This window comes from Methylobacterium sp. BE186 (assembly GCF_031457035.1).
Lineage (GTDB): Bacteria > Pseudomonadota > Alphaproteobacteria > Rhizobiales > Beijerinckiaceae > Methylobacterium > Methylobacterium segetis.
This window is the reverse complement of sequence record NZ_JAVDVV010000002.1, coordinates 311284-325885: the sequence shown is the minus strand read 5'-3', so window position 1 is coordinate 325885 and position 14602 is coordinate 311284. Positions and strand designations below refer to the sequence as shown.

The 14602-nt window shown below is 64.8% G+C and carries 21 protein-coding genes; 7 read left to right on the top strand and 14 right to left on the bottom strand.

Translation table 11 applies throughout. The features are described 5' to 3' along the window. Window positions 1-18: 18 nt before the first annotated feature. The 9 genes from J2X36_RS03690 to J2X36_RS03650 all read right to left on the bottom strand — a co-directional run bounded on the left by J2X36_RS03690 (window position 19) and on the right by J2X36_RS03650 (window position 6859). Window positions 19-207, bottom strand: a complete 189-nt coding sequence (locus tag J2X36_RS03690; protein WP_310346303.1) for an IS3 family transposase — start codon at window positions 205-207, stop codon at window positions 19-21. Between the two features lie 7 nt (window positions 208-214). Further along, entirely contained in the window at window positions 215-739 is a 525-nt protein-coding gene (locus J2X36_RS03685) for an IS3 family transposase (RefSeq protein ID WP_310346300.1), read from the bottom strand. 70 nt (window positions 740-809) lie between these two features. Beyond that, window positions 810-1196 (bottom strand): helix-turn-helix domain-containing protein, encoded by a 387-nt coding sequence (locus J2X36_RS03680; RefSeq protein WP_310346298.1) that lies wholly within the window; start codon window positions 1194-1196, stop codon window positions 810-812. Between the two features lie 545 nt (window positions 1197-1741). Further along, window positions 1742-2476: an aquaporin Z gene (gene aqpZ / locus J2X36_RS03675; RefSeq protein ID WP_310346295.1), complete on the bottom strand. Its 735-nt coding sequence runs from the start codon at window positions 2474-2476 to the stop codon at window positions 1742-1744. A 527-nt stretch (window positions 2477-3003) separates the two neighbouring features. Continuing rightward, the gene (locus J2X36_RS03670; protein WP_310346292.1) at window positions 3004-3426 is read right to left on the bottom strand and encodes a cytochrome C552; all 423 of its coding nucleotides are present in this window, start codon (window positions 3424-3426) and stop codon (window positions 3004-3006) included. A gap of 32 nt (window positions 3427-3458) precedes the next feature. Continuing rightward, window positions 3459-4571 carry an AraC family transcriptional regulator gene (locus J2X36_RS03665; protein ID WP_310346289.1) on the bottom strand — a complete coding sequence of 371 codons (1113 nt, stop codon included), beginning with the start codon at window positions 4569-4571 and terminating at the stop codon, window positions 3459-3461. Window positions 4572-5032: 461 nt separating this feature from the next. Beyond that, a complete protein-coding gene (locus tag J2X36_RS03660) occupies window positions 5033-5341 on the bottom strand; it encodes a hypothetical protein (protein WP_310346286.1) in 309 nt (102 codons plus the stop codon). 130 nt (window positions 5342-5471) lie between these two features. Then, a complete protein-coding gene (locus J2X36_RS03655; RefSeq protein ID WP_310346284.1) occupies window positions 5472-5837 on the bottom strand; it encodes a PRC-barrel domain containing protein in 366 nt (121 codons plus the stop codon). Then, on the bottom strand, window positions 5798-6859 hold the full coding sequence (locus J2X36_RS03650) for an AraC family transcriptional regulator (protein WP_310346564.1): 1062 nt from the start codon (window positions 6857-6859) through the stop codon (window positions 5798-5800). Before J2X36_RS03650 ends, J2X36_RS03655 begins: the two co-directional genes overlap by 40 nt. A 503-nt stretch (window positions 6860-7362) precedes the next feature. On the opposite strand from J2X36_RS03650, the gene J2X36_RS03645 reads away from it, so the two are divergent. From J2X36_RS03645 to J2X36_RS26820, 7 genes are all read left to right on the top strand, one after another. Then, entirely contained in the window at window positions 7363-7749 is a 387-nt protein-coding gene (locus tag J2X36_RS03645; RefSeq protein ID WP_310346282.1) for an HU family DNA-binding protein, read from the top strand. A 79-nt stretch (window positions 7750-7828) separates the two neighbouring features. After that, window positions 7829-7993 carry a periplasmic nitrate reductase, NapE protein gene (locus J2X36_RS03640; protein WP_310346280.1) on the top strand — a complete coding sequence of 55 codons (165 nt, stop codon included), beginning with the start codon at window positions 7829-7831 and terminating at the stop codon, window positions 7991-7993. A 10-nt stretch (window positions 7994-8003) separates the two neighbouring features. Beyond that, window positions 8004-8333 (top strand): chaperone NapD, encoded by a 330-nt coding sequence (locus J2X36_RS03635; RefSeq protein ID WP_310346278.1) that lies wholly within the window; start codon window positions 8004-8006, stop codon window positions 8331-8333. Between the two features lie 5 nt (window positions 8334-8338). Then, window positions 8339-10882 (top strand): periplasmic nitrate reductase subunit alpha, encoded by a 2544-nt coding sequence (gene napA / locus J2X36_RS03630; RefSeq protein ID WP_310346276.1) that lies wholly within the window; start codon window positions 8339-8341, stop codon window positions 10880-10882. Next, window positions 10879-11358: a nitrate reductase cytochrome c-type subunit gene (locus J2X36_RS03625; protein ID WP_310346273.1), complete on the top strand. Its 480-nt coding sequence runs from the start codon at window positions 10879-10881 to the stop codon at window positions 11356-11358. Before napA ends, J2X36_RS03625 begins: the two co-directional genes overlap by 4 nt. A 1-nt stretch (window position 11359) precedes the next feature. Beyond that, entirely contained in the window at window positions 11360-11977 is a 618-nt protein-coding gene (locus J2X36_RS03620) for a NapC/NirT family cytochrome c (RefSeq protein ID WP_310346270.1), read from the top strand. Continuing rightward, on the top strand, window positions 11977-12552 hold the full coding sequence (locus J2X36_RS26820; protein WP_405029716.1) for a DUF4142 domain-containing protein: 576 nt from the start codon (window positions 11977-11979) through the stop codon (window positions 12550-12552). The genes J2X36_RS03620 and J2X36_RS26820 overlap by 1 nt, the downstream gene beginning before the upstream one ends. A 346-nt stretch (window positions 12553-12898) precedes the next feature. Here J2X36_RS26820 and J2X36_RS03610 read toward each other — a convergent pair whose 3' ends face one another. The 5 genes from J2X36_RS03610 to J2X36_RS03590 all read right to left on the bottom strand — a co-directional run bounded on the left by J2X36_RS03610 (window position 12899) and on the right by J2X36_RS03590 (window position 14545). Beyond that, window positions 12899-13081 carry a hypothetical protein gene (locus J2X36_RS03610; protein WP_310346266.1) on the bottom strand — a complete coding sequence of 61 codons (183 nt, stop codon included), beginning with the start codon at window positions 13079-13081 and terminating at the stop codon, window positions 12899-12901. Next, the gene (locus J2X36_RS03605) at window positions 13078-13695 is read right to left on the bottom strand and encodes a hypothetical protein (protein WP_310346262.1); all 618 of its coding nucleotides are present in this window, start codon (window positions 13693-13695) and stop codon (window positions 13078-13080) included. Before J2X36_RS03605 ends, J2X36_RS03610 begins: the two co-directional genes overlap by 4 nt. Beyond that, window positions 13688-13861: a hypothetical protein gene (locus J2X36_RS03600; RefSeq protein ID WP_310346258.1), complete on the bottom strand. Its 174-nt coding sequence runs from the start codon at window positions 13859-13861 to the stop codon at window positions 13688-13690. Before J2X36_RS03600 ends, J2X36_RS03605 begins: the two co-directional genes overlap by 8 nt. A gap of 23 nt (window positions 13862-13884) precedes the next feature. Next, the gene (locus tag J2X36_RS03595; protein WP_310346256.1) at window positions 13885-14253 is read right to left on the bottom strand and encodes a hypothetical protein; all 369 of its coding nucleotides are present in this window, start codon (window positions 14251-14253) and stop codon (window positions 13885-13887) included. Between the two features lie 109 nt (window positions 14254-14362). Then, on the bottom strand, window positions 14363-14545 hold the full coding sequence (locus J2X36_RS03590) for a hypothetical protein (protein ID WP_310346254.1): 183 nt from the start codon (window positions 14543-14545) through the stop codon (window positions 14363-14365). Between the last annotated feature and the right edge of the window lie 57 nt (window positions 14546-14602).

The window sequence follows — 14602 nt, the reverse complement described above, 5'->3', positions numbered from 1 at the left end:
CCCTGCGGGTGGGCACGGTCAGGCTGCGGTTTTGACTGTCTGCTGGGCGTGTTGCTCCTCGAACTGCATGGGGCTCAGGTAACCGAGTGCAGAGTGTAGGCGGCGGGCATTGTAAACCTCCTCGATTAAGCGCGGCAGCTCGGCTGCCACCTCGGCGAAGGTCTCGAACGCCATGAGGTAGACGCCTTCGACCTTGAGCGTCTTCATGAAGCTCTCAGCCTTGGCGTTGTCGTAGGGATTGCCGCGCCATCGAGCCGACAAGCCCGTGCTCGGCCAACACCTTCCGATACGCCTCGGCCGCAAAGTGACTGCCGCGGTCCGTGTGGTAGGTCAGTCCTGGCGCTGGGCGACGATGCTCGATCGCCGCGCGCAGGGCCGCGACAGTCAGGCGGGCGTCGATGGAACGGCTGAGCGCGCAGCCGACCACCCGCCGCGACCAGGTATCCAGGATGATCGCGACGTAGACGAAGCCGCTCGCTACCGCGACGTAGGTCAGGTCCGCGACCCAGAGCTGATCGGGGCCGGCCGGCACGATGTCCTTGGCGAGGTTCGGGAAGATCGGGCCGCCGTGATCGCTGTCGGTGGTGGCGACGTAGCGGCGCCGGACGCGCGGTTGCAGGTCGTGCTCGCGCATGAGGCGGCGGACCTCCGTATGGTTCACCACCACCCCCTGCTGGCGCAGCGCCGCCTGAACGTGTCGCCAGCCGTAAGCTTCGAACGTGTCGCAGATCGCAGCCATGGCTAGACGAGAGCGGTGTCGTCTGCAGCCCGTGTCGGAGCATCGTAGTAGGTGGAGCGCGCGAGGCCCATCAGCCGGCATCCCGCTGCGACGGAGAGACCATCGGGCCGGTGATTACGGACGTAGGCCCGCTTCTCGGCAGCGGCGTGCTTCGCAGCGCCCCCTTTAGAAACTCCAGCTCAAGCGCCTGTCGGCCGACAAGGCGTTCGAGCGCCGCGATGCGTGCCTCATAGACCTGGATCGTGTGGGCGGCCGCCGCATCGTCGTCGAGCGCGCCAGCCTCGTACTTCTGCACCCAGACGCGCATGAGGTTGCGCGAGAGGTAGCGGCGCTTGGCCCAGCCATGCAGCGTCTCGCCGGACAGGTACTCCTGCGCCACCTGACGCTTGAACGCGACGCTGTGGGAACGGTGCCGTGCCATGGTCTTCATCCTCCGAAGACCCGCCAGATCGGTCAATCAGCCTTCCTCAATCCGTCCACCCCAAAGGGCCCACTCCAAGCTCGGGGCTCAAGCTGCCGGTAAGCGGACGTTTTGCGCGGCTGAGTGAATGCCTTGGAGTGTCCCTTTCCAGACCGTCACGGCGTGCGGGAAGAGCGGCCGGTCACGAGCGTTCTTCCACCATGTGTGGAACATCGACGTGCGTGCCGGCGCAATCACGGAGACCGAGGACGCCGGTGCAGACCTCGCTCATATCCGCTCGGCCGCGGAGCACTCGCAGACTTCGACGACGCAGCGATACTCGCGCGGTGCCGTGGCCAAGTCACGGCGGGTGGTGGGGACGCGGTTGGCCTACCAGAGCCTCGGAATTTAATCCTGAACAGGGGAGGAGGCAGATCACGGTTCGCCGGAATCTGCGCTGCAAGCGAGCCGCAGAGAACGTGATGGTTGGATGCGCAAGGGTACAGGAGCCTTCGGGAACGTTGGGCACCAAACAGACCTGAAGGTGGTTTGGTGCATCGTCAGCCCTGTTCCCGCGGCGTCCGACGGCTCCGCGCGTGACCTCACTCGGCTGGAGTGGCCGGCGCGATGCCGGTGACCTGCGCCGAGGGCTCCGCGCTGATCCAGTGGTACAGGATCCCGCCCAGCACGCCGCCGAGCAGCGGTGCGACCCAGAATAGCCAGAGCTGCGCCAGAGCCCAACCGCCCGCGAACAGGGCTGGCCCGGTGCTGCGGGCCGGGTTCACCGACAGGTTCGTGATCGGGATGCCGACAAGGTGCACGAGCGTCAGGCAGAGCCCGATCGCCAGCGGCGCGAAGCCAACCGGCGCCTTGCCGTGCGTCGCCCCCATGATCACGAACAGGAACATCATCGTGAGCACCACCTCGGCGACCAGGCACGAGACGAGGCCATAATGCCCCGGCGAGTGCGCGCCGTAGCCATTGGCTGCGAAGCCTTTGGCTGGGTCGAAGTCCGGCGAGCCGCTCGCGATGGCGTAGAGCAAGGCCGCGGCGACAATGCCGCCGATGACCTGCGAGATGACGTAGGGCGCGATATCCTTCGTCGGGAAGCGCCCTCCGGCAGCAAGGCCGCAGGTGACGGCCGGGTTGAGGTGACAGCCCGAAATGTGACCGACCGCGTAGGCCATGGTGACCACGGTCAGGCCGAAGGCAAGCGAGACGCCGAGCAGGCCAATCCCAACCTGCGGGAAAGCGGCTGCGACGACAGCGCTGCCACATCCCGCGAAGGTGAGCCAGAAGGTGCCGATCGCCTCGGCTGAGCATTTGCGGATGTCCATGTAAGCCTCCTCAGCTCAGCGAGGGAACAGTTCCGGCCTCCAATCGCGGCGTGATAGCAAACCCGATTAAGCCGCCAGGCCAAGGAAGCCCAGGCTGGTCTGCCTCACGGTTTGCCCACCTCGGCATTTGCGAGGCTGGAGGTCACTTTCGGTTACAATTACAGCGGTAATACCGGCGGTCGCTCATGGGCGCCCCTCGCTGCGGCCCGGAAGCCGGCAACCTCATCCTAGCGGCGTCTCCTCCTAGTGCTTGATCGGCCGGGACACCCATCTGACGAGCTGCATCTCAGGCCTTTCGCCAGATGTCGGCTTCTCGGACAGCCTGACTTTGGCTCACCAGCCTCAGCCGTAATACCCATAAGAGGAACGGTGACGGAGGACTACGCCGGTACCGCCGCGCTGACGCTGTAGAGACCCGCATTCCGTTGACGTAACGGCCATCGTCCGAGAAGCGTAGCAGAAGCTCTGAGGCCTAATGGCTTAGGTCGTTCCACGAAAGTTGGCGAAGAGTCACCTCGCGAGGCAGGTCACTCCGCCGCCTGGGCAGCCTTGAGGCTGAGGATGTAGTCAGTGACTGCGTCCATCTCTTCCCGGTCCAGTCGCAGGCTCGGCATCCGCTGGTGATGATTCTGCAGGAAGACGTTGAGCGCCGAGCCAGTTGTCGATGGCATGTTGGCGATCGCCCTGAAGGACGGACCAACGGACCCGCCCTCCTGCAGGCCACGGCCGATGACGTGGCACTGGCTGCAGAGTTGCGCGGCCAGGGTCCAGCCCTGAATGCGATGGTCCTCTGCCGGGTCGGCAGCGGCCGGAAGGCTGGCGCAGACAGCGAGCAGGCTGCCAAGCGCGAGGTTGTATGCGCAACGGGGTGGGGTCTGCATCACGACGTCCTCGTGATCCTGAGCCAAGTTCACGAGGGCACAGGTCCAGGCAAAACCGTGCTTCGGCATCCGGTGTCCCTCCTCCCGAACCGGCGAAAATTTCAGCGGTGGTCGTCGCGCTTCGTCTCCGGTCGGTTCGCCTGCCGCCAAGCACTTGGGGCCATGCCCGACCAGCGGCGGAAGGCGTGCGTGAAGGCAGCAGGCTCGGAGAAGTCCAGAGCCACCGAGATGTGCGCTATGGCCATGCTGGTGTCAGCCAGGAGATGCTTGGCTACCCGGAACTGAGCCTCGTTGCTGAGCTGCTTGAAGCTGGTGCCTTCGGCTCTCAGCTGACGGCTGAAGGTGCGGCGGTTCACCAGTCTCAGGCGCGCCACCTTCTCGACTTTGCAGCGCTGCCGGGTCACCGCGGTCTGGAGATACTCGCGAAGCTTGTCCGTCAGCGTGGAGGTTTGAGCCGCCTCAAATTGGCCGATGCGATCCTCTACCTTCAGGCGCACGGCCGGATCCGCGCCCGCGATCCGCTGCTGCAGGAGTTCCGCCGGGAGCACCAGGGCAGCCGTTTCCTGCTCGAACCGGACGGGTGCGTGGAAGAAGCCGGTGTATGGGCTTGTGTCGCGCGGCGCCGAGCGCGGCAGCAGCACCTCCAGTGGTGCCCACTCGACCCCGCACAGCGCCCGCAGCACGTTGATCACTGTGGCCAGGGCTCTCTCGGACTGCAGAGCAGCTCCCTCAGCCTCGGGCTCATGCAGGGCGTAGCTGAGGACGGCGATGTCGTCGTGGACAACGAGGCTGACCACCGCACCTCGGTTTCGCACGCACAGATGTGCTTCGAGAGCCCGCAGGGCGTCACCCACCGAGGCGCAGTGGCGCAGCAGCAGCCCGAGTAGCCCGAGCGAAGCCAGCGTGGTTCGCTGCCCGACCAGCAGCCCGAGATGAGCGCAGCGCGTGCGCTCGGCCGCCAGAGCGATCAGGCGGCCGAGCGCGGTGAACGGAGCGAACTTGCTGCTGCCGTCGAAGAGGCGGGGATCAAGGCCCGCTTCACCGATGAGGCCGTCGAGGTCCGCGCCGAGTTCCACCAGGACGGTGCGGATCGCCCACACGACATCAAGATGGATGAAGCCAGTGGGAGGAGCTTGCTCAGCCGCGTCAGAACTCTCGTCCGCGGCCACCCCGTTCGGGCCGCCCTTGGTATGTAGCCCGACCGAGGAGAGCATGGTAATTTCCTCTCCCCCGGTCAGATGACCTGATGCAAATATTCTTGCTTGATCAGAAGAGACAAACAGATATTGTCCGAAGTTATACATCCCGTCTATTGGTACGCTTGCGGGCCTAGACTGGTTTGAACCTGGCGAGGCACCATTGGGTGTACGCGCGCTCCACCTCCTGGAATCGAAGCCGCACGTATGGGACCGCTCGCGTGCTGCCGCTCGCGGGCGGTTTCTTCGTTCTATGACCGCACTCGTCGAAGTTGCACGGCCCTAGCGGTGTCTTGTCTGCTCCGCGGCCGGGACCGGTGCCGCTTTTGGTACGCTCGCGAACCTAGACTGTTTTAACCTTGGCTCCGCCGGTCCAGAATGCCGGGCGACGTATGCGGAACGAGGGACATCGGCTCGTGGAACGGTCCATACGAGCAAGCCCTATTGGAGCGCCGTCTCCTGAATAGCGGCCTTCCGGCTCAGGACGGCTGATGCCGTCTGGCGATTGCCGCCTGCGCTTCGTCCAGGATTGCCTCAACCCTGAAGTGCACGGCCTTGCGCACCACCATGTCGTAGCTGGATGCCGTTCCTTCGGTCTCGGTGGGGCTGGAAGCGCCTAATGCAACTTCGGCTGCGCGGCGTGCCTGCGCAAACGCTGCTGTGGCAACAGCCTCGTCGCTGTCCGCGACCTCCCGAGCAAAAGTGACCAGCGCTGCGCGAAAGGCGTCGAGAGCTGTGCCAAGCGGATTGGCTCTGTCTTCTTGTCTGAGCACCTGGGTCGCCCTCATCAGGAAAGGTTCAATGCGCCTCCTCCTCGACAAGGTGGCGCTTCGTGAGAGCAAGGTCGTGGGCAGACAACCACATCATGGTACGCCTCCAGGGTCGTCGTTGAGAGTAGCGGCCATCGGCTCTCGTCTCTCACGGCTTGAGAAGCGGGATCTGCTGGATGCTCTCGCGCGTGCCGCTGACCGACAGGTCGTTGTCGGCTTGCCGCAGGTGCGGGACCGGGATGCCGATCTCCCCGCCGCCGAGCCAGCGCCGCCGCGCCACGACCGCGATCAGCGTGGTGCCGTCGGCCGAGACCCGCACATCCTGCACCCGGCCCACGACAAGCTTGTGATCGGCATAGAGCCAGCGTCCGCGCAGCGTCGGGACCAGCGAGGCCGCACCGAGCTGCATGCGCGCGTCCGCTTGGTCCACCAGGGGCGAGCGGGCCTCCTGCGCGCTCACCCCACCTGCGAACATCACGAGGGCACAAGCCCAAGCGCGAACGTGCCGCCGCATTTGATGTCCCCCTTCCCGCGTGGATGAGGATCTTCGTGGTGTTGGTCGCGCGTCGTCTCCTGCCGGTTGGCCTGCCGCCACGCACTCGGCGTCATGCCCGACCAGCGCCGGAAGGCGTGGCTGAAAGCGGCGGGCTCGGAGAAGTGCAGAACAGCTGAGACCTGCCCCAAGCTCATGCTGGTGTCGGCCAGGAGCTGTTGTGCCAACCCGAACTGCGTCTCGTTGGCGAGTTGCTTGAAGCTGGTGCCCTCAGCACGCAACCGGCGGCTCAGGGTACGGCGGTTCAACAACATCAGGCGGGCCGTCTTCTCGGCCTTGCAGCGGTTCCGGGTCACCTCGGTGCAGAGATACCGGCGCAACTCATCAGCCCGGGTGGGTGGCTGGGCAGCCGCAAGCCGGCGGAGCCGCTCTTCCACTTTCCGGCGGATGACTGGATCCGCGCCCGCGATCCGCTGCTTCAGGAGCCCGGCCGGGAACACCAGGGCGGCCACCTCCTCGTCGAACCGGACGGGCGCCCGGAAGAAGCTGCCGTACGGGGCCGTGTCGTGGGGAGCAGAGCGCGGCAGCAGCACCTCCAGCGGCGCCCAGTCCGCCCCGCACAGCACCCGCAGCACGTTGGTCGCCGTAGCGAGGGCTCGCTCCGAATGCAGAGCGGCCCCCTCGGCTCCCGGCTCGTACGGGGAGTAGCTGAGGACCGCCACGCCCCCGGCGACGCCGAGCCCGACCACGGCACCCCGGTTCTGCATGCCCAGGTGCTCCTCGAGAGCCCGCAGGGCGTCGCCCACCGTGTCCGAGTGGCGCATCAGCAGGCCGATCAGCCCGAGCGAGGCCAGGGCGGTCCGTTGCCCGACGAGGAGGCCGAGATGGCGACACCCGGTTCGCTCGGTCCCAAGGGCGATCAGGCGGCCGAGCGCGGCGTACGGGATGGGGGCACTGCCGCCATCGAAGAGCGCTGGACCGAGGCCCACCTCGGCCAAGAGGGTATCGGGATCGGCGCCGAGTTCGCCGAGGACAGCGCAAATCGCCCGCGCGACCCCGGGAACGCTGTGACCAACGGGCGGCGTCTCAGATGTGCTGCGCTTTTCGGCTGCGGAAGACGGAGCTGAGCGTCTGCGCGCAAGCAATCCAGCAGAAGAGGCCACGGCGTAGCCCTCCTCATCTCAGGGCGAATCGGCCCGCGTGACCCCGGCCAGGTCCTATAATCTCGGTTAATCGACTCCGCATTAACTTAGGGTCGGATTTCCAGCCATGTCTGCTAGCGTCCATATTTAGCCTCTTCGCCAGGCTTGCCGCGGAGGCTGACAGCGGCTTCGCACAACTCCAACGGGCACCGGGCGTAGCGGTCCACTGCGGTTCCAGCGGCGGCGACCGCGTGAGCTATTCTCGTCGACGGCTCGTCTCGTAGACGGCTCGTTTCCGAGGCGTGCGGGCCCGTCCACTCGGGGGTGGCGGGAAACACCGAGAGCCGGCGGTCTTGTGAGCATACGGGGACGCGGCCGGCGCTCGTTTTGGTGCACTCTCGACCATGGACAGGGGCAGCCCCGAGGCGCATTCAGGGGGGCATACGCGCGGCTGCCCCACCTCAACGTTGTCGCGAGTATATCTTCCGCCCGCGCGCCCCCGCCGCGGGCGGATTTTCTGTACCTCTACTGGTCTCTGCCTGCGTTTGGTCCGCTCCGAACTGGTCACCCGCCTCGCGGCGCAGAAACCGCACCACCAAGAGAAGGACTGCGAGGCCATCGTGAACGAGATCCTCGGCCGGATCGAAGACGCACTCGCGGCCGAGGACCGCGTGGAGATCCGCGGATTCGGCGTCTGCACGACTAAGTGTGGGGCGACGCGCTTTCGGAGTAACGCGTGGCCGTCTGTCCTCTTTGATCAAGCAGCAAACGCCACGTTGCTGTTCAATTAGCGTGACGAAGATACGGAAGCTGACTGGGCCACACGTTGGAGGCACTCATGCAATGCACTAGGCAGTGCGGAGGCCGCAAATGCATTCTCAGCCGTTGAATCGCGAGCGCCAGCGCGTGGAACGGATCCTCTTCCTCCTGCTCGCCGTCGTAATCTGGCCGTTCATCGCGGTTGGCGTTGTTGCCGGATGGGGCTTCCTCGTCTGGATGTATTACCTCTTTACCGGCCCCCCGGGTCCGGTCTGAGGCATCTGCAATGCATTCCACCGACCACCTGTCCCGTCGCGAAATTCTGACGGGACGCCTCGCCGATCATCCTGCCATCGCGGAGGCACACGTCTCCGGTCTCGTTGTCCACGTACGCCCCGAGCGGGCCGCTGGCGCGCGTGCCGCACTGGAATGCATGCCCGGCGTCGAGATCCATGCCGAAGCTGCGGGCAAGCTCATCGTCACCCTAGAGACCGATAGCGACGCGGAGATTGTCACCAGCCTGAACGCGATCTCGCTTCTCGACGGGGTCATGTCGGCCGCCCTCGTGTTTCACCACTTCGAAGCGGATGCAGGCTTCGCGGCAAGAAGAGAATGAGCGTCATGGACCTTTCACGCCGCGCATTCCTGAAGGCCCAAGCCGCCAGCGCTGCCGCAGCCGCTGCCAACGTCGCGCTCCCCGCCCAAGCGCAGAACTTGACCGTGGGGGAGGCCATCGAAATCCAATGGTCAAAGGCTCCGTGCCGCTTCTGCGGTACCGGCTGCGGGGTCATGGTTGGCGTGAAGGACGGCAGAGTCGTCGCTACCCACGGCGACATGAAAGCGGAGGTCAATCGCGGCCTCAACTGCGTGAAGGGCTACTTCCTTTCCAAGATCATGTACGGCGCCGACCGGCTCACACAGCCGCTCATGCGAATGAAGAACGGAGCGTTCGCCAAGGAGGGTGAGCTTCAACCGGTGTCCTGGGATCAAGCCTTCGATGAGATGGCGCGGCAGTTCAAGCGCGTGCTCAAAGAGAAGGGGCCTGACGCCGTCGGCATGTTCGGCTCGGGCCAGTGGACGATCTGGGAAGGCTACGCGGCGTCCAAGCTGATGCGGGCCGGTTTCCGCACGAACAACCTCGACCCGAACGCCCGCCACTGCATGGCCTCGGCGGCTGTCACGTTCATACGGACATTCGGCATGGACGAGCCCATGGGCTGCTATGACGACTTCGAGCATGCCGACGCCTTCGTGCTGTGGGGCTCGAATATGGCCGAGATGCATCCGATCCTGTGGACCCGGATCACGGATCGGCGGCTGTCCTCACCGCATGTCCGCATCCACACGCTCTCAACCTATGAACACCGCACCAGTGACCTGTCCGATGCGGCCATCATCTTCAAGCCCGGCTCCGACCTTGCGATCCTGAACTACATTGCGAACCACATCATCCAGAGCGGCTCCGCGAAGCGCGACTTTCTGGAAAAGCACGTCAACTTCCGCGTGGCCAACACCGACATCGGGTATGGGCTGCGCTCGGACCACACGCTCGAACAGCGGGCGCAGCACGCCAATGACGCCCAGGTCTCGCATCCCTCGACCTTCGAGGCGTATGCAAAGCTCATGAGCGAATACACGCTGGAGAAAGCCTCCGAGATCTCCGGCGTAAGGCCTCAGCAGCTGGAGGCGTTGGCCCGCCTCTACGCCGATCCCCAGACGAAGGTGATGTCGCTCTGGACTATGGGGTTCAACCAGCATGTCCGCGGCGTGTGGGCAAACCACATGGTCTACAACCTCCATCTCCTGACGGGGAAGATCGCGGAGCCGGGCAACAGCCCCTTCTCGCTCACTGGCCAACCATCCGCGTGCGGGACCGCGCGTGAGGTCGGCACCTTCGCGCACCGCCTCCCGGCCGACATGCAGGTGAACAACCCGGAGCACCGTCGGCATGCCGAGCAGACTTGGAAGCTGCCGGAAGGACTCTTGCCGGGCAAAGTCGGCTACCACGCGGTGCAGCAGGACCGCATGCTGAAGGACGGTAAGCTCAACGCTTACTGGATCATGTGCAACAACAATCTCCAGACGGCGCCGAACACCGGCAACGAAACATACCCCGGCTACCGCAACCCTGCGAACTTCGTCGTGGTCTCGGATGCCTATCCGACAGTCACGGCCATGGCCGCGGACCTCGTCCTGCCGGCCGCCATGTGGGTTGAGAAGGAGGGGGCCTACGGCAACGCGGAGCGACGCACCCATTTCTGGTACCAACTCGTGAACGCGCCCGGCGAGGCCCGATCGGACCTATGGCAACTCGTCGAGTTCTCGAAACGCTTCACGACCGACGAAGTCTGGCCGGAGGAGACCCTCTCCAAGTCACCGGAATATCGTGGCAAAACGCTCTATGACGTGCTGTTCGCCAACGGCGAGGCCAACAAGTTCCCGCTTTCTGAGGTAAATGCGGCGCACGAGAACTGGGAAGCGAAGCACTTCGGCTTCTACATCCAGAAAGGATTGTTCGAAGAATACGCCTCTTTTGGGCGCGGCCACGGACACGACCTTGCGCCGTTCGAGACCTATCATCAGGTGCGCGGACTGCGCTGGCCGGTCGTTGACGGCAAAGAGACCTTATGGCGCTTCCGGGAAGGCCGTGATCCGTATGTGCAGAAAGGAACCGGCTGGGAATTCTACGGCAACCCGGATAAGAAGGCGAACGTGGTCGCGGCACCGTACGAGCCGCCGGCCGAGGCTCCCGACGAAGAGTTCGACCTGTGGCTCGTGACGGGCCGCGTCCTCGAGCACTGGCATTCCGGCTCGATGACGCTCAGAGTTCCCGAACTCTACAGAGCTTTCTCGGGTGCGGTGCTCTTCATGCATCCGGACGACGCCGCCAAACGCAACCTCCGCAGGGGGCAGGAGGTGCGGGTCACCTCGCGGCGTGGCGAGATCCGGACGCGAGTCGAGACCCGGGGGCGCAACAAGATGCCAGCCGGCATCGTGTTCGTGCCGTTCTTCGACGCAAGCCAGCTCATCAACAAGGTGACGCTCGATGCGACCGATCCGATCTCGAAGCAGAGTGATTTCAAAAAATGCGCCGTGAAAGTCAGGGCCGCTACGATTGCGGAGAATGCACCGGCTGCGGCCCCTGATGGACGGGTGCCGCGATGAAGCATCCTCTTTCAGTCGCCCTCGCCGCGTCTCTGCCCTGCCTGTTCGCGGGTGCGCTCCTGGCTCAGGTCGGGGGGCCCGGGCGGGACGCTCCGCGCCTGAAAGGCCCGGAGCCTTTCACCCGCGAGACGGCGGCGCCGCCTATGCAGCGCCAGATCACGGACGATGTGCGCCGCCGCCGGAGCTACCCCGACCAGCCACCCCTCATCCCACATTCCATCGAGGGGTATGCCCTCGACCTGAATGCGAACAAGTGCCTGTCCTGTCACTCCCGCAAGTTCACGGAGCAGAGCCAGGCCCCGATGATCAGTGTGACCCACTACCAGGATCGCGACGGCAACTTCCTAGGTGGGGTCTCGGCTCGGCGATATGCCTGTCTCGGGTGCCACGTGCCGCAAACGGCGGCTCCGCCGCTCGTTGAGAACACTTTCACAGATATGGACGCCCTGACGGAACACGAGCGGCGGAGCCGCTGACATGGTGGCGTCAGTCTTCCGCAACATGGGCGCCTCCCGCGCAGGTCAGTGGATCCGCATTGCCCTGACGCCCGCGCGAACCCTCAGTCTCGCCTTCCTTACCCTTGGTGGCTTTGCCGCGGGAGTTTTCTTCTGGGGCGGGTTCAATACAGCGCTCGAAGCAACGAACACGGAGAAATTCTGTGTAAGTTGCCACGAGATGAAGACCAACGTTTTCGAGGAACTGAAGGGGACCATCCACTTCACGAACCGCTCCGGTGTGCGGGCCACCTGCCCGGACTGTCACGTGCCGCACGAATGGACCAACAAGATCGCCCGCAAAATGCAGGCTTCCAATGAAGTCTGGGGCCACATCTTCGGCTCCATCGATACGCGCGAGAAGTTCCTGACCCTGCGCCGGCACCTTGCCGAGCGCGAATGGGATCGCATGAAGGCCAACGATTCGCTTGAATGTCGTAACTGTCATTCGGCAGAGTCCATGGACCTGACCAAGCAGAACCCGCGCGCCGCCCAGGCACATGAGCGATTCCTATTCACGGGCGAGAAGACCTGCATCGACTGTCATAAGGGGATCGCCCACAAACTGCCTGACATGTCCGGCGTTTCGGGGTGGCAGTGATGGCAAGCGGCGGGAGAAGTTCTTTCCGCTTCCGGCCTCTCACCGGTGGGGTGCTCGGGGTAGCAGCCCTACTCGTTTGCGTCACACCGCTCCTTAGCCTCGCCCAACACGAGCCGCCGACGCCGAACGCTCAGACGACCAAAGCGCCGCACGCAGCAACCTTCGTTCGGCTGGCCCACAGTTCGGCGACTGTCCAAGCTCGGGCGGCGGAACTGGCCGCCACTCGAGATACCCGCGCCGAAGCAAAGGCATTTGTCCAACGCATGGTGGAGTTCAGGCGTGAGCAGATCCCAAGACTTGAAGCCGCTGCTCGGGAGCACAAGGTCCCCTTACCCAAGCAGCCCGAGTTGGAGCACCGCGTCATTGTCGAGAACCTGGAGCCGCTCGACCATCTGGAGCTGACCCGGCGCTACGCTGAGTTCCAGGTTCAAGCTTTGGAGCAGGAGATCCAGATCTACGGCGGCGCTGCGAATGCCGCTGACGAATGGATGCGTGTGCTTGCTGGCGAGACCGCCCCGAAACTCCGGACACTCCTCGATCAGGCACGCTCGATGCGCCAGGCTTCGGGCCCCTAACAACGACGGCGGCAGGCCGCGGCTGTTTGAGATGCGCGGATCATTCACTGCATCTCGTAATACAAGTCCATGATCCGCCTCATAGGTGAATATCACCGCCACGCCTATCCTGCTGCGCAAGGCACGCATCGCGCGCCGGCTGGCGATCATCATGCACGCGATGCTGCGGCAGGGCACCGAGTTCAAGCCCGCGTAACGGTCCACATCGCGGGACAGGAGGCCGAACCGAGCTCCCGAGCGGGAGCGACGCCCGAGGGAGGGAGTGGAAGACAGCGCCGATTTTGTAGCAGGCGGCCTTGTGCCAACTGCGTTTTCAACCGAGCCGCTCTGCACCCAGCTCACCCCATCAAGTGCCGCACGAGCACGTAGAGAACGCAGGCATGTCCAGAGCGATGCAGATCCGCTCAGCCTTATCGGCGCGCGTGCAGGTCGCCAGTTGGGCAGCCTTGGCGATCTGGTCTGCCGTAGCGAACTCGTCGGTCAGAGCATCCAGCACCCAGCGCATGACGTGCGGTGAGAAGCGGCTCACCGCCGCCCACTCGCCCATCCTGAGCCCGGCAGGTGCCCCGGTCCGCGAGCGATCAACACCACCTCGCGCCGCCCGTTCCGGAACTCGATCACCACCTCCTCGGCGAGCGAGATCATCGACGCACCGACATCGTAGCTGAAGAACCAGCACGGGTCGGGGTTCGGACGCTTCATCAGATCGGCCGCCTCGCGCAGTACCAGTCGTAGGCGGTACTCGCCGCGGTCCTGCGCATCCAGCAGCTCCTTCACTCGGTGCTCCTGCGCCACCCAGGCCCGAACTGGCTCTAGGTCGCCAAAGGCGCGGCGGTAATGGAAGTCGTCGGGTGTGACCTCAAACCAGGGTGGGGTGTCACTCATCGCCTCTCCGGTCGCGCCAGCAGGATCGCCGTGCGCACCGCGGCGCTTCAGGTGATCGGTGGCCGTAGGGTCCGAGGTCGTGACCTTCGCCCATTCGTGCGCCTGAACGGCCTCGGCCAGATTGAGGACGCAGCCGTCGCCCATCACGAACAACGCCGTGGTCGGGTCGGCCATGAAGGCGTCGACCGCGGCGCACAGGTCGTCGTCAGTGATGGCTTTCGCCTTGAAGAGCTCGCCGGTCGTCGGTCCGTCAGCCACGTGCACGCTCCCTGGCCAGTGTCTTCAGCGCCTCGACATAGAGCGGCACCGACGCTGGCGGCACAATGAAGCCCTCGCCTCGGCGCCACTCGGCGCGCTGAGCGATCTCCATCACCTCCTGCGCGGTATAGCTGTCGACGGGTCGGAGTGGTGTCTTTTCGGCCATGGGCCGAGGATAGGGCTCACCACCTAAATTCCCAGACCGGGATGCCGGTCGCCCCCCAGCACGTTCCGGTAGTAGGTGACGAGGCCGTGCTTCATCTGGTCCGCCGAGAGCCCGGTCACCTTCTGCCCGCTCAGCATCAGGGCACCGCACTGATCCGCGCGCATCGTGCCGGCGGTCGGGTGGACGCCGAACAGGTCCGTCACGCTCCAGCCGAGATCCAGCGCCTCAGCGCCGAACCGATCGAGGAAGTCGAGGGCGTTGTCGTACATCGGCAACCAAGCCGTCTGCGACAGGCCGGGGCAGGGCGGGCTTGACGGCTTGAGCGCTGAGAAGGCGTCGCGCCACGCCTGAACCTGGGACGGGACGAACTGAAGGGCAGGGGAGGCGGACATCGGACCGGCGCTGTTGACGAGGCGCCGGGCATACGGGGGAGGGTAGTTGAGTCGCTAGGGCAGGGCGGTCACAGCAACGGTTTACGGGAACCGTCTCTGACTCTTTAGCCTATTCGACCACACCTCGATCCAGTTCGGCGCGCGCTGCAATGAGGCGAGCGATCCGATCACCGATCTCTGCCAGCAGATTGCCGTCCCCACCGTCGTTTTGCTTGTAAGCATTTTCGGGCCGCAGCAGCGCGAGGCGAGCTTCAGCAAACCGAACTTCTGCCTGTGCGACGTCGATTTCCAAGTTGGTGGATTTCCTCACTGGCCTACTCCTTCGGAGGATCGGCGAACCCACGCCATA

Bases quoted from the DNA above. Each gene is read 5' to 3' on its own strand.
- J2X36_RS03690 (WP_310346303.1), bottom strand. From the start codon at position 207: ATGAAGACGCTCAAGGTCGAAGGCGTCTACCTCATGGCGTTCGAGACC.
- J2X36_RS03600 (WP_310346258.1), bottom strand. From the start codon at position 13,861: ATGGCCGAAAAGACACCACTCCGACCCGTCGACAGCTATACCGCGCAG.
- J2X36_RS03640 (WP_310346280.1), top strand. From the start codon at position 7,829: ATGCATTCTCAGCCGTTGAATCGCGAGCGCCAGCGCGTGGAACGGATC.
- J2X36_RS03595 (WP_310346256.1), bottom strand. From the start codon at position 14,253: ATGTCCGCCTCCCCTGCCCTTCAGTTCGTCCCGTCCCAGGTTCAGGCG.
- napA (WP_310346276.1), top strand. From the start codon at position 8,339: ATGGACCTTTCACGCCGCGCATTCCTGAAGGCCCAAGCCGCCAGCGCT.
- J2X36_RS26820 (WP_405029716.1), top strand. From the start codon at position 11,977: ATGGCAAGCGGCGGGAGAAGTTCTTTCCGCTTCCGGCCTCTCACCGGT.
- J2X36_RS03660 (WP_310346286.1), bottom strand. From the start codon at position 5,341: ATGAGGGCGACCCAGGTGCTCAGACAAGAAGACAGAGCCAATCCGCTT.
- J2X36_RS03685 (WP_310346300.1), bottom strand. From the start codon at position 739: ATGGCTGCGATCTGCGACACGTTCGAAGCTTACGGCTGGCGACACGTT.
- J2X36_RS03625 (WP_310346273.1), top strand. From the start codon at position 10,879: ATGAAGCATCCTCTTTCAGTCGCCCTCGCCGCGTCTCTGCCCTGCCTG.
- J2X36_RS03645 (WP_310346282.1), top strand. From the start codon at position 7,363: ATGGACAGGGGCAGCCCCGAGGCGCATTCAGGGGGGCATACGCGCGGC.
- J2X36_RS03620 (WP_310346270.1), top strand. From the start codon at position 11,360: ATGGTGGCGTCAGTCTTCCGCAACATGGGCGCCTCCCGCGCAGGTCAG.
- J2X36_RS03670 (WP_310346292.1), bottom strand. From the start codon at position 3,426: ATGCCGAAGCACGGTTTTGCCTGGACCTGTGCCCTCGTGAACTTGGCT.
- J2X36_RS03665 (WP_310346289.1), bottom strand. From the start codon at position 4,571: ATGCTCTCCTCGGTCGGGCTACATACCAAGGGCGGCCCGAACGGGGTG.
- J2X36_RS03655 (WP_310346284.1), bottom strand. From the start codon at position 5,837: ATGCGGCGGCACGTTCGCGCTTGGGCTTGTGCCCTCGTGATGTTCGCA.
- J2X36_RS03635 (WP_310346278.1), top strand. From the start codon at position 8,004: ATGCATTCCACCGACCACCTGTCCCGTCGCGAAATTCTGACGGGACGC.
- aqpZ (WP_310346295.1), bottom strand. From the start codon at position 2,476: ATGGACATCCGCAAATGCTCAGCCGAGGCGATCGGCACCTTCTGGCTC.